This is a genomic window from Paraburkholderia sp. GAS41, assembly GCF_050436545.1.
GTDB lineage: Bacteria > Pseudomonadota > Gammaproteobacteria > Burkholderiales > Burkholderiaceae > Paraburkholderia.
The window spans coordinates 1-13,028 of record NZ_JBNDMK010000046.1; the positions used below are offsets into that span (position 1 = coordinate 1).

Sequence of the window (13,028 nt, forward strand, 5' to 3'; positions counted from 1 at the left end):
TTCCTTCCTCGAGGTTTATTCAACGCCTGCCCGCACGCGTTGTCGTTAGCTCACGGGTTCGTGGTCGAGGGCAGGCGTCAAACAAACCTAAACGAACTGCGCCGGTCGCCTGGGCCTCAAGACAAAAAAACCGACCGCATTGCGGTCGGCGAAGGATTCTGGCTATTCTGACGGCCGTGCCAGCACCTGACAGCTGTATTGTGCCGCGCCGGTCTGGGTCCGGCGGCGTCTGTGGGCTAGCTTGCGTTCGCGGCTGACACGGGTTGACGCGGCAACGGCTGGACATTCGATGGCTGGTTCTCGATGGTCAGTTCACGCGCGACGCGTGTTATCTGTCCCTCAAGCGAGGCACGAGGCCCGAGACGGATGGTGCCGCAGTAGTAAATGTCGCCCTTCACGCGACCGTTGATCTCAAGTATGCCGCGAGCCCGAACGTCACCTTCTACCGTACCGTCGATGCGCACGTGCTCGCCCTCGAGCGGGCCTTTTACCATGCCGCCCACGCCAACATGGAGCAGGCCGGCGTTCGCAATCAGCGCGCCGCTGACAATTCCGAAGGTGCTGATTCCATGGTCGAGAATGATGTCGCCGTGGATCGTACATCCCGCCGCCAGGAGCGTAACGTTGAGTGACTGTGGTTTCATGGCGCTGTTCCTTTAGAAAAGTTGCACGTCACCCGATCGGGCGGGAGCGGCGGGTTTGTCCTGATCTGTCTGCTGCGACGTGTCTGTCTTCGCGGCGCTTGCGCGCGCTACTACCCGGTGAAGATGGTGCGTTGCTGCCGGCACCGGCACCGGCACCGGCGCCGGCACCGGAGCTGGCGCTGGCGATGGTACTTGCGCCTGCGGGTGTTCGACGGCTACGGGTTCCGTAACGGGTTGCGGCTTCTGGACCGGCGCATCGGACTGCGGAGCCGGTGACGGCGTCATGGTCGGCGCGGCCTGCACCGGCACTTGGTGCGCGGCGTGGATAGGCGACGCTATCGCCCTTGCTTCATCAGTTGCGGCCGCCTGAATTGCCGGAGCATCGGCCACGTGCGTCGACTCGGCAGGGTTTGCCGTCTGCCGCAGCAGCTCACGCGGATCCACGCTCGCCATGCCAATCTGTGGCTGGCCTGTAACGGCAAGGTCGGAAGCGCTTGGCGGGCGGGCAGGTGCTGCGTTGACGGGGGCCGGCGACGACGGCGCGTGCGTCTGCGCCACCGGTACAACGTGCGCTGCACCCGTCCGTCCCAGAGCCAGCCAAAGCCGCGCGGCACCCATGCCACCGCCCAGAGCAAGGGCGGCGGCCGCGGCCACGATCGCGACGCGCTTGCTGAACCGCAGCCTCGGCCATCTGATTGATTTCCGGGGCCCGTCACCAGACACTGGCGCTGCCAGTGCAGGAATAGCCGCGACCTGTCCAGTCAGATCGATGACGACAGGCTGCGGTGCGTATTGCGCATGCAGATTTTCGATTTCCCTGATATTCACACATCCTCCGTTGTCCTGGGACGAGCTTAGCGAGCTGGCTGCGCTGTCAAGTGCGCCAGGCTCTCGTGTGTTGTGCGAGTGAAACCCGTTACTCTTCGCGGCGGCTGCCGTCGAAGTCGTACTGGTCGTTATCCGGCACGCAGACGTGCGCAATGTGCCGGATTCGCTTCTCCGCGTTTGCCAGCAGCGTCTCGCGCTCTTCTGGTTGAAGCTTCTGCGCGAATACCGCTTCCATCGCACGACCCGACAGGCGATCGTATTGGGTCAGGCACCGCACGAGCCGGCCAGCCAGCGGGTGGGTGATGAGCAGCTCGATTTCTTCGTGGGGTCTTGGGAAGGTGCGAGCATTGCGCTTCTCGATCCAGGCAATGGCCCTGGTCAGCCACTCATCCGTCGCGCGGAACGCAGCGTCCAGTGCCAGCAGCTTGCCATTGCGGGCGACCGTGACCTTCGCTGCGCAGAAGTTGTAGTCCGAGCGCAGGAAATCGCGGATAAAGCGCGACGAGTACTTCAGGACCGTACGCGAGTCCGATTGCGGGATGATCCGTGCGATGCGCGAATCGCTCGTGAGCCGCTCAATCGGCTTGAGCCCGGTTCCGCCCGTTTCGTTGGGCAGCGGCTGCATTACAGCGGCAGCAGGGGCGACCTGCGGGTTGTCGACATGCGCCAGTGTCGATGGAGCGTGCCCAGAAAGCGGCGACGGCTCCGGTTTGCGCGGATTATCAAGAACAGCGGCCATTTTGATTTCGGGTGTTGGTCTCTCTCACCACGAATTCTGCTTGTTCCGCAAACTGCGTAGCGGGCAAAAGCTACGCTCATTTGGTGATCTTTCCGATGTTGCGCGGTCCGGTTTTCGGCAATACTGGACTCATTCCTGGCGTCACTGACGCATCGACCGCTGACTTCGTAGCCCGAAGTCCATCTTCTGTACAAGCCGTGCCTTCGTGCATGCTCCGACCAGCTGGCAACTGGTGTGGAATCTCTTCTGATGAGCGCTTCGCCCGCGCTCCCCATCTTTCAGCGATAAAACTCGTCGTCGGCCGCATTCAGTTGCGCCGTGACCTCGTTCGAACCCGGAGATTCGGGTGTTCTCTCTCCAGAGCCCATTCGGGTAGAGCGATTGCAGTGCGCTGATCCGTGATCCTGCGGCGGAATGTTTTTTCCGAAAATGGGCTGTTGCGCGGCGTGACCATGCCGCGCGAGGACGACCTAACGTCCTCGATATGAGCCTCACGGCTCCCTGAGCGCCACATCCCCGAAAGGGATGTGGCGCCCGGGTCATTTCCACCGAATCCGAAGCGCGTTCCCCTGACCGGGAGCGCGCTTTTTTTTCGTCCTGTGGTTTTTCCTGTGCCGGAGGTTTTTCATGCTTCCCGACCGCCTTAACGCGCGCATTGCCGAGACGATCAGTCACAAGATCGACGAGGAGCGTGCATCCGCCGACACCGTTTCGCCAGCCTGGCGTTCACGGTGCGAGGCAGCCCATGTTGCGATGCTTTCCGATCCGGAACGTCGCGTTTTTCTGTCCCATATAGCTGAGGTCCGTGGCAACGCGGTGGCCAACTCCCTGGAGCATTCGGCCGGTGAGTTGCGCACGACAGCTATCTTCTTTCTTGCGAGGAAACCATCATGAACGCTGTAGTCAGTATGACCGGCTCACCGGCACGCAGTCTGGTGGAGGAGCGGGCCATGCGTCCGCCGACCATTGGCCGCATCCGGCCGGGTATCAAGGTGCTCAGGCAGTCGATCGCGCGCGACAATGAACGGGCGGCAAAAATCTACCGCGACATGGTCGAAGCGGGGGATTCGTTCGAGACGATCGCGAAGACGCTGGAGTCCCAATGCCGTATCAGGGATGCGCTTGTGCCCAAAAACGTGCCGTACTTCACCTGCCGGCGCTCCGACTTTGCGAATCCGGAAGTGGCCGACGAGATCCTCCGGCTGTATGGCGAGGATCGTGGCGACGGGGTCAAGCTGTACCGCTTCCCGGCGTTGTTCGCCTTCAACGACTGGATGCAGAACCTGCCAAACCAGATGGCTGCATGGGGTACTACCGGGAGGAAGTTTTTCTCGGAGTACGGCAACGACGGCACCCGTTATTGCAAGACGTATGCGAAGGTCGAGCGTGACCCTCGCGCGCAACGTGGCAAGCGGTACTTCGGCGGCCGTGTCGTCATATTCCGGCAGGACGATTCGATCCCTGACGGCATCTGCGACCCCGAGCAGTGTCCGCAATACCAGTCACGCCAGTGCAACCTGTCTGCGGGATTCATCTTCGCCGTCCCTGATATCAAGGGGCTGGGGCTGATCGAATTGCCGACCAACTCGATCTACGTGCTTCAGAAAGCGTACGCTGCGATGCAAACCGTGCTCCTTGCACGCGGAAAGCTGACCGGTACACGCTTCTGGATCTCCAAGCGCGAGTTTGATATCACGCGGATCAACGAGAGTGGCGAACCCGTCCGGCAGAAACAGATGCTGACGGTGCTCGATGCGGATATCGACATCGGGGCGCTGCTCGATGGAGCTGAAGATCCGGTACCGGCACTCGAGGCCGCCAACCAGGCGGTTGCCATGATCGAAGCCGGCGGTAACGTCCACCCGCTACATGGCGACGTTCCCGGTGGTGTCGAAGTGGGGGTCACGGGTCTTGGTTCGGCCGACCCAACAGAAGTGGATGGAGGACCATCTGAGCCTCCTTCCGGTTCGACGCTCGAGACGGGTATGACTGACCGCGGTGCACAGCCAGAAGTCACTGGGAACGCTGTCGATGAACCCCTTGAAGACAAGAGGCATCGCATGTCGGATCTGTTGCAACGTCTCGGATTGAACGCCGAGACCCGCAAACAGGACTTTCGTGTCTATGCGCATGTCACCTTCGGTCGTGGTTGGGCCGAACGCCCAGCAGATGTTGACCGGATGAACGAGCGACTCGCGGGTGCCCTGACGGACCGCGCTCCGCTTGATCGCGAGATTGCGTCGGCTGGCCAGTCGGTGCTGTTCGACCAGGCATAGCCTTTTTTCAACCTCTTTGCCAGCCCTTCGGGGCTGGTATTCCTTCCCTATCCCTGATCGAGAACATTTCAGCAAGGAGCCTTGCTCAAGTGCTTTCGACCGCGCATCTTGCGCATCGAACGAGCCCGCTTCGGCGGCCATATTCTGCAAATCCGAACTGGAGTGTCCCGATGCGAAGGATCGGAAGTCTCACTGCGTTTTTTGGCGCAGACGATGTTTTCAGTAACTGGCACCGATGCCAGTTCGAGTACCACGGAGTTGCATTTAGCTGCGTGGAACAGTTCATGATGTTTTCGAAGGCGAAACTCTTCAACGACGAGCAATCGGCGCAGAAGATTCTCGCAACCGCAGACCCTATGGCCCAGAAGATCCTCGGCCGAAAAGTGGCCGGCTTCAATCTGGAAGAGTGGGTAAGGCGACGCGAGTCGGTCGTCTTCGTTGGGTGCCGTGAGAAGTTTGCGCAGAACCCGGACCTTCGAACGATGTTGCTGGCCACCGCGCCAACGGAGCTCGTCGAAGCCAGCCCGTATGACCTTATCTGGGGCATCGGGCTCGGGGAGCGTGATTCCCGAATCGCAGACAAACGGTACTGGCGCGGTCAGAACCTGCTCGGTATCACGTTGATGCGCGTGCGGGATGTGCTGGCGTCGCGCTGAATTCCTTTCTTACGCCGAATTCTGGCGTTCAACCTTTGAGGCTGCCATTGGCGGCCTCTTTGCTTTTATGGAGACTCATCTTGAAGGTGGCTCAATTTTCTGACCTGCATTATTCCCCGGGCAATCTGGCCGAGTCTGATCGCTGCTTCAGTTTTGCGGTCGGCCATGCAATCGACGGTGGCGCACAGATCGGTGTGGTAACTGGCGACTCCACCGATCATCGGCTCGAAGCGCACTCGCCGGCACTGAACGCGCTGGCCACCCAGATTCACCGGTTGGCTGAAGCGATGCCGGTTGTCATGCTTCAGGGCACGTTCTCGCACGAGCCGCCCGGCACGCTCGATAACTTCGGTCTGATGGGCAGCACTCACCCGGTGTTCATCGCTGACAAGGTGCAGCAGGTCGCACTCGTTGCGGGGCGTTTCGTCGCCTCCAGTGGACCGGTATTTTCTCCTGACGAGGTGAATGATCTGCTCGAGGCTCGACCGGACATCGTTTTCACCTGTCTGCCTACGGTCAACCGGGGGCAGCTCGCCGCGCACGTTGGCGCGCTCGCGGCGGGGACGCAACTGGGGGATGTGCTGGCCGCATATCTCACAGCTGCAGGCCAGGTGAACACGGTGTTACGGGAGGCTGGCGTAGCAACCGCAGGCCTGTCTCACGGCACGGTCAACGGCTGCGAAACAGAGCATGGCGTTGTCATGGCGGGCCTCGATCACGAGTTTTCGCTGGGCGCGCTGTTCGATGCGCAATGCAGTGCCTTTCTGCTCGGCCACATCCACAAGGCACAACAGTGGGAGCGCGCCGGCAGGCTCATCGCCTATCCGGGTTCGATCGGACGGTTTCACTACGGCGAAGAGGGTGACAAGGGCTACCGTCTCTGGGACGTGTTGTCGGAAGACGCAGATTCAGTGCTGATTCCGACGCCGTCGCGCAAGACGGTTGACGTTACCTTCGCCGGGCCGCCCGACATGGCACAGCTTGAGTCGATTGCAGCGGAGTCGGGCGATACGTTCGTTCGGGTGCGCTGGCAGATTGACGAAGAGCATCGACAGACGGTTGATCGTGAGGCAATCGAGGCGCTGTTTGCCGGAGCTGCCGGACTGAAGCTGGAGGGTCGCATTCTGCCAGTCATTCGTAGCCGTGCGCAGGGCATCAGTCTTGAGACGACCGTCGCCGGCAAAGTTGCCAGGTGGTGCGGACTCACGGACGTAGAGCCTGCTTCTATCCTCGATCGCCTGCAGCTGCTCGACACCGGTGACGCCGAAGCGATCGCGGCTGGGATTCTTGCCCGGATCGCGTCATCGCCGGATCCTGTCACGACACTTGCAGTCGATGAAGTTGAGGTAATTCCGGCTCCGCCTTCGTTGCCTGCGCCGGCGCTTTCGCCCGAGCCTGTGGCACCGGAGAAAGCGGATTCATTGTCGTGGCTGACCGATGATCTGTTTGCGGCCTGAAGCAATTTTGTACGAGGAGCGGCCAGTCAGGCGCTCTCTTCTCCTGAACACAGCAGCCGTGTTCCGATAGCCAGCCTGGCTATCGAAACGAGGTTCACCCGCGTCCACGACGCATCGATTGCAGTCTTGCTGCATCCATTTCTTTAAACCCTGACGGGGAGCGATCCCTACAGGGAGCACTCCGTCCTTTTCTCTCTGGAGTGTGCATATGTTTGGTCTTTATCCTGCTGGCACGCAGTGGACACGGCATCTCACCGCCAACGTCTGCGCCCGCGAAATCCAGCAATCCCTGGTTAATCACGGCGGCTTTACTGCTGGCATTTTTCATCAGCCCTTTGGTAACAACCGCGGTGCTGTGACTGCGCAGAAAGGTAACTTTCTCGTACTTGCAGCCCTCGTTGATGATCACCCCGCAGACCTCGTCGTGGTGCCCACCATCGAACTGCAGAATCTGCTCTGGTCGTTTGAACGCGGGCTGGCTAGCCAGTGGTCCGCGCGTGAGCTGCGTGCCCTGACCGGATGTAATGGTTGGGATGCCTTGCTCTCGAAGGCGGCTGCTGACTTCTCTGCAGTGGGCGATACCGTCAATGCAGCGATCGACGGCACGCTGGCCAAACCTGTCGAGCCGCCAAGGTCCGATCGGATCGTCGCCGCATCGTTTCCGGACGATGATGACGTGCCCTGGTTGCCGTCCGACTACCTTCATGATGCTCCGGGATCGGAGGTGCTGACATGCGCCCTCTGAAACTGACTCTCGAAGGTTTCGCCGGTGTGCGTGACGGGATGAAGCGCGATCGGATCACGCTTGATCTGGAATCGCTGCCCAACGGTCTGGTGGCCCTCACCGGGCCAAACGGCGCGGGCAAGACGACGCTGATGGACAACCTCCATCCATATCGGATCATGCCCTCGCGCGCGGCCAAACTGTCGGTCGACGCTTTTTCGTACTGGGACCACCTCTGTGGCGTCCAGTCGCTGAAGGAGTTTGACTGGGAGCACGACGGGCGGGTCTACCGGTCGTCGTTCGCATTCCGCAAGCCAGGCAAGACGGGCAAGGCGGATTACTTTCTCTCAATGCGTGACGCCGCTGGAACGTGGAATCCGGTCGAGCTACCGGATGGCACGGTTGCCGATGGCAAGGCGGAAACCTACGACCGCTGCGTTGACTCGATCTGCGGCTCGCTCGAGTCGTTCTTTACGAGCGTGTTTTCGGCGCAGAACCGACGCCCGCTTGCGTCTTACGGAGCGAGCGAGATCAAGGGACTGCTGGCCGAGTTGCTGAAGATCGATCACCTGCGTGCCTTGTCCTCGAAAGCGGCCGACGTCGCAAAAGTGTTGGGTCGGTCGTTGAGCGTTGTGCAACAGGAGCTTGCCGGCCTGTCCGCGAAACGCGAACGTCTTGCTCACACCGAGCGTTCGATTGCGGCGGACAGCGATTCTCTCGTTGTTGCCCGCAAGGAACGCGACGCGTTGCAGGGGATGGCCGCAAGCCTGACCCAGCAGCGGGCCACGCTGGTTGCGAAGCAGACCGAGAACGCAGGTGTCGAGGCGCGGTTGCAGCAGCTTGCAGCCCGTCGCGCAGAGTTGGCGGCAACGCTGAAGACCGTGACGCAGGATGCAGCAGGGACTGCTCAGCGCTGTGCACAGAGGCGTTCGACGATCCAGCAATCGATCACGGCCGCCAATGCAACCCTTGCACGCCGCGACGCAATTCTCGGTGCCGCAACGCAACGAGACGAAGCCCAGTTGCGGATCGCTCGCGACGAGGCACTTGTCGCGCCGCTTCAGGCGACGATCGCCGCGCTCGGAGAGAAGCAGCTTGCGTTGACCTCGTTGAATTCCAGTCTGCAAGGACTCGAATCACAGGGGGCAACGAAGGCTACGCTCCTCACGACACTGCAGACACAGGGCAGTGTCATCAATACGGTGCCGTGCGCGGGGCATGAGATGCACAACACATGCCCCTTGCTGTCCCAGGCGCGAGAAGCGTCCGGACAGGTTGCGGAGTTGCGAATCTCTCTCGAATCGTTGCGCGCGTCCTTCAGGGCAAAGCATCAGGAGGCGGAAAAGCTGGCGCCAAAGGTTGCCGAACTTGCAACCCGACGTGCAGAGCTTCAGGCATTGACAGCGGCACTGACCGCTTCCCGCCGTGATTTTGAGCGGGCGACGGAGCTGGCTTCGCAAAAGCCCCTGCTCGATGCGGCAACCGCGGCACTGGAAGCCGCGCAACGTGATCAGCAGGTGATCTCCGACGAGGAGACGGCCAGCCGGACGCGTTGCGAGGAACAGACGGTGCTTATCACGGCGCAACAGCGTGAAGTCGAGTCTGAAGTCTCACGACTCGCCGCGGTTGATGTCACTGCCGCAATCACGGCCGTCGGGCTTCAACTCTCGAAATGCCGCGAAGCGATCGCAGTGCTGGATGGACGGATCGAAGCATTGATCCGTTCACAGGCAATGCGGGAAGCCGAGCGTGACGCTATTGCAAAGGAGCTGGCGGGCGAGGGAGCAACGCAATCGCGTGCCAACCGTATTTCCGACGAAATCGCAAGCTGGAAGCTGCTCGCAAAAGGCCTGGGCAACGAGGGAGTCGTTGCCCTGACTATAGATGACGCCGGGCCCGCGCTCACGCAAACGGTGAATGACCTGCTGCTTGCCTGCTACGGGCCCCGCTTCACGGTGGAAATCCGTACGCAGCGCGAGCTGGCCAGTGGCGAAGTGCGCGAGGGGTTTGAAATCCTCGTGCATGACGCCGACCGCGACAGCACCAAGGCAGTAGGGGTGATGTCAGGTGGCCAGAAGGTCTGGATCAACGAGTGCCTGACGCGCGGCATTGCCCTGTATCTCGCAAGCAATGCTGGGCAGCCTTACCGGACCTTGTTTAGCGACGAGTCGGACGGGCCGCTCGATCCGGAGCGAAAGCTCCAGTTTATGCGGATGAAGCGTGAGGTCTTGCGGCAGGGTGGGTACGAGCGGGAGTTTTTTATCTCGCAAACTCCTGACCTGATCGATGAGGCCGACGCAATTATCGATGTTGCAGCGCTTGCGGTTTGATCGCTGCAAGTTCTCTTCTAACCCTGTGGGGAACGTCCCCACAGGGCCGCTTCTCGACCATTTCTACAACGAGAAACGTCATGCAAATGAAGCAAACCTGTAAAGCCGTTCCGACAGCAGCCGTCACGGTTGCCGTTTGACGCGTCAACCCGCGCGTTGGGACAACCCCACACCGACACCCTGAACGGCACGCTCATGCGTGACGTACGGGTTGAAGGGCAGTGGGTCATTGTTTCAGCAGGCGAACCCTTGAAAACGCGTACCGCATAGACACGCACCCCGTATCCGCACCCTTCGGGGTGCGCTTTCCCTGAATCCACATGTCAAATTTTCTAATGTTGCTGATCGCAGCAGCGGGTAGCTCATCGCTGTGTGCATGTTCCCACGCGCCGCAGGCGCACGCCCAAAGTACCAGACCGGCGGTCGTCACGCAGCCGCCGAAACGCGACGCTGGCGATTTCACGATCTGCAAAGACGGACGCGTACTTGTGTTTACCGATTCGCACCCTAAAACCTGCAGCTGATGCACTAGCTGCTATTGCACTTGAACTTGCCCCGTCTTCGAAAGAAGCGGGGCTTTTACCGTATACATCCTGGAGGCTTATCTTGAAACGTCATATCCTCTCCGCGACCATCGTTGCACCTCTCGTTGCCGCCGGTTGCCTGATGGTTGTACAGACTGCTGTTGCGGCAGAAACGGCCTCAGTCGAAGTTGCATTTTCGCCTGATGGCGGAGCCGAAAATCTTGTGCTCGGCGCGATCAACGGCGCCCAGCAGTCGATCCGCCTCATGGCGTATTCGTTCACGGCAGAGGCAGTCGTGCGCGCGCTGATTAGCGCACGGCGTCGCGGGGTTGATGTTGCTGTCACCGTAGACTATCGCAATAACATCGAGGAGGATCGCAGTGGGCGTGCACGTGCCGCATTGGGCGCCCTCACATACGCCGGCATTCCAGTGCGCGTCGTTAGCGCGTTCCCGATCCAGCATTCGAAATTTATGGAAATCGACGGGAGAATGGTCGAGACGGGGAGCTATAACTACTCGTCACAAGCGCGGTACAACTCTGAAAATGCTGTGATCATTTCTGGCAACGCCAACATCGCGGACCAGTATTTGCGGAACTGGAAAGCGGTTAGTGCTCTTGGCGAGCCATACAAAGCACCATGACCTTAACTGTGCATGGTTGTATCACGCGCCGCGTCCCGGAGGTGTACACATGAAACGCAAGCGCAGGCAGAAGGAGCGGGCGCTAAATCTACCAGGCGCTCGCCTCGATGTGGTCGGAGCAGTCGTCGGCATGGCAAGAAGTGCAGCGCGCAAGCATTCGTTCCATTTTGATGACGAGTCCGTGATCGATCTGGCACTGGAAGTGGCTACAAACCTTAAGCTGACGCTCACTGACCCGGAACTTCAATCGGTGGCAAACCGCTTGCTTGGTTCCCAGCGGATCGATGATCGTGACCCGGCTTACCACCGTTGGCATCTGTACTGACGTGTTCGCCGGAAGTGGCTGTGCACGATCCGGTGTGGCGTGCGTCACTTTGGGGTTCGACAGAAAGCGAGGCGTTTCTTTGGAGCTTTTCAAGTTCGACAAGGCAGGAAACTGACTATCCTTAGAAAAATCAACCGCGCTCCTTGCGCATCGACCGGCCCGCTCTGCGGGCCATTTTCTTGTCCCTACGGGAGCGGTCTTCCACGGGGGAAGTTCTCTTGACTTGTCTCGTGCCGATCGCATTGCGGTTGACCGAGGCTCCATTCTCACCTCCCATCGGGGCCAACTCCGACAGGGAGCATGGTCCCATTTTTTTGAGACCATGCTATGCAAAACGAAACCGTCGTTGAAACACTCGCTCTGGCTTTGGCTGGATCTGCAGCCCCGGACTTTAAAGTAACCAAGCTCCCCATCGACCGACATTCGATCAAGTCGCGGCGCCTGCTGGACATGATCGAAATGGTTGAGGTTCTCATAGCACCTGGTGACCGTACCGTCTGGCAGATGCTGGTCGATGCCGGTGCGGATGCAGACCATCTTGCATATCGCGATCCATCGGACGACACGCACTCGGTGTTCAACGCTGCGCTGCAGTTTCGCATCTGCTCGGAAAAGCTCCGAGGCTTCCTGATCGTGGAGGACGACCGGCTCGAACGGTGCTACCGGTTGTTCGTGCAACACGAGGGCCACCTCGACCGCGAGGTGATCCAGAAGCGCGTACGAATGTCGAATTTTTCCGCGTCGATTTTCGATCTCGTTGATGACGGTGTGCAACGTTCTGAAAATCTTGTTCACGGCCTGATCGGCGATTGACGCGCCATCCGGCGTCAATCATCCAGCTGCCTATTTCATCTTTTAACCCTTGCGAGGCAGATCCCGCAAGGGGCTGCTTCGTACCTTTTGGAGCAGCAATGGACTTTCAAGCATCTGATCGGCAACCACCGGGAATGCCGAATCTTCAAACAAACGCCAACATGTCTGGCGAGTTCGTTATGCGCGTTGGCATCCCGCACACGAGTGGGAAACTCGCCTTTCATGCATTCAACCACGGTTACGCCGCGATGGTTACCGTTGGGAACGACGCATTAGAGCAGCTATTCGAAAGTCGCGGCTTCTCGCCTGAAACTGCAGCCCCAACCGGGACAGCCTGAATGGTGTATCCGTCTTAGCGCGGCCAGAAACGGGCAATCGACACCGCCGCATGAATCGCCGACAATCGACCAAATCTCGCAGCCGAGATCGCGTCTAAGAATGCATCCTCTGATCTACAAACGTCGCCATCATCGAAGCGTCATGTCCATCGCTCACGCTACCTCAGTTGCAGCCTCTGCGTTTGTAGTGTTTTGTCTCTCTGCAGGGCCGGGGTTCGCATCCGAAACCACCCACCGCGAACCGGGTCGCGATCCGTTCAATCAAGTTTCCGGGCAGGTAACTCGCCTTGCAGCGATCATCAAGGATGAATATGCCGAAGAATATCCGCGAGCACGCGAAATCAAGTTCGTGGACGCTCCGACATTTGGACGCATTGCTGTAGCAGCGTTCTCTATTGAATCGTTTGGTCTCGGAAATAACAGCCATCAATTCCTCGCTGTCTTTGAAGCACGCAGCATCCCTCGCGCTCAAAACGCCCCGCCTTACTATTCGCTAGCTGCCGTCGTGGAGGTTGGCGAGGGCTGTTGGGTCGACCTTCGAGGCATTCAAGTTAGCAAATCTCGCGACCACGCTCGCCCGAGTGCGCTGTCACTCAGCTTTCCGACGTTTGTTTCGTCGACGATCGGATCGTGCAACGGCTCGACAAGGGCTACGTATCTATTTGATCAAGGCGTAGGGGTCGGCCAATTGACACGTGAAAAATGAAGTCCGCCGTGAGAATTTTGTGCCG

At 59.7% G+C, this 13,028-nt stretch carries 13 protein-coding genes; 10 read left to right on the forward strand and 3 right to left on the reverse strand.

Going from position 1 to position 13,028, the window contains the following annotated elements:
• Positions 1-236 precede the first annotated feature (236 nt).
• The 3 genes from P3T43_RS34220 to P3T43_RS34230 form a co-directional block, all read right to left on the reverse strand.
• Positions 237-644, reverse strand: coding sequence for a bactofilin family protein (locus P3T43_RS34220; RefSeq protein ID WP_429285422.1), 408 nt, complete (start codon positions 642-644; stop codon positions 237-239).
• A 12-nt stretch (positions 645-656) separates the two neighbouring features.
• Complete coding sequence (locus P3T43_RS34225) at positions 657-1,472, reverse strand: hypothetical protein (RefSeq protein ID WP_429285423.1); 816 nt, start codon at positions 1,470-1,472, stop codon at positions 657-659.
• An 88-nt stretch (positions 1,473-1,560) separates the two neighbouring features.
• Positions 1,561-2,211, reverse strand: coding sequence for a DUF1845 domain-containing protein (locus P3T43_RS34230; protein WP_429285424.1), 651 nt, complete (start codon positions 2,209-2,211; stop codon positions 1,561-1,563).
• Between the two features lie 627 nt (positions 2,212-2,838).
• Between P3T43_RS34230 and P3T43_RS34235 the strand changes: the two genes are divergently transcribed.
• From P3T43_RS34235 to P3T43_RS34280, 10 genes are all read left to right on the forward strand, one after another.
• Positions 2,839-3,105, forward strand: a complete 267-nt coding sequence (locus tag P3T43_RS34235) for a DUF7696 family protein (protein WP_429285425.1) — start codon at positions 2,839-2,841, stop codon at positions 3,103-3,105.
• Complete coding sequence (locus tag P3T43_RS34240) at positions 3,102-4,487, forward strand: hypothetical protein (RefSeq protein WP_429285426.1); 1,386 nt, start codon at positions 3,102-3,104, stop codon at positions 4,485-4,487. Before P3T43_RS34235 ends, P3T43_RS34240 begins: the two co-directional genes overlap by 4 nt.
• Before the next feature lie 170 nt (positions 4,488-4,657).
• Entirely contained in the window at positions 4,658-5,143 is a 486-nt protein-coding gene (locus P3T43_RS34245) for an NADAR family protein (protein WP_429285442.1), read from the forward strand.
• Between the two features lie 80 nt (positions 5,144-5,223).
• Complete coding sequence (locus P3T43_RS34250) at positions 5,224-6,600, forward strand: metallophosphoesterase family protein (protein WP_429285427.1); 1,377 nt, start codon at positions 5,224-5,226, stop codon at positions 6,598-6,600.
• 208 nt (positions 6,601-6,808) lie between these two features.
• A complete protein-coding gene (locus tag P3T43_RS34255) occupies positions 6,809-7,345 on the forward strand; it encodes a hypothetical protein (protein WP_429285428.1) in 537 nt (178 codons plus the stop codon).
• Positions 7,333-9,654, forward strand: coding sequence for an SMC family ATPase (locus P3T43_RS34260; RefSeq protein WP_429285429.1), 2,322 nt, complete (start codon positions 7,333-7,335; stop codon positions 9,652-9,654). The genes P3T43_RS34255 and P3T43_RS34260 overlap by 13 nt, the downstream gene beginning before the upstream one ends.
• Positions 9,655-10,260: 606 nt before the next feature.
• On the forward strand, positions 10,261-10,821 hold the full coding sequence (locus P3T43_RS34265; protein WP_429285430.1) for a phospholipase D family protein: 561 nt from the start codon (positions 10,261-10,263) through the stop codon (positions 10,819-10,821).
• Between the two features lie 49 nt (positions 10,822-10,870).
• A complete protein-coding gene (locus P3T43_RS34270; RefSeq protein WP_429285431.1) occupies positions 10,871-11,146 on the forward strand; it encodes a hypothetical protein in 276 nt (91 codons plus the stop codon).
• 327 nt (positions 11,147-11,473) lie between these two features.
• Positions 11,474-11,959 (forward strand): hypothetical protein, encoded by a 486-nt coding sequence (locus P3T43_RS34275; protein WP_429285432.1) that lies wholly within the window; start codon positions 11,474-11,476, stop codon positions 11,957-11,959.
• Positions 11,960-12,439: 480 nt separating this feature from the next.
• Entirely contained in the window at positions 12,440-13,003 is a 564-nt protein-coding gene (locus P3T43_RS34280) for a hypothetical protein (RefSeq protein WP_429285433.1), read from the forward strand.
• The last annotated feature ends 25 nt before the right edge of the window (positions 13,004-13,028 follow it).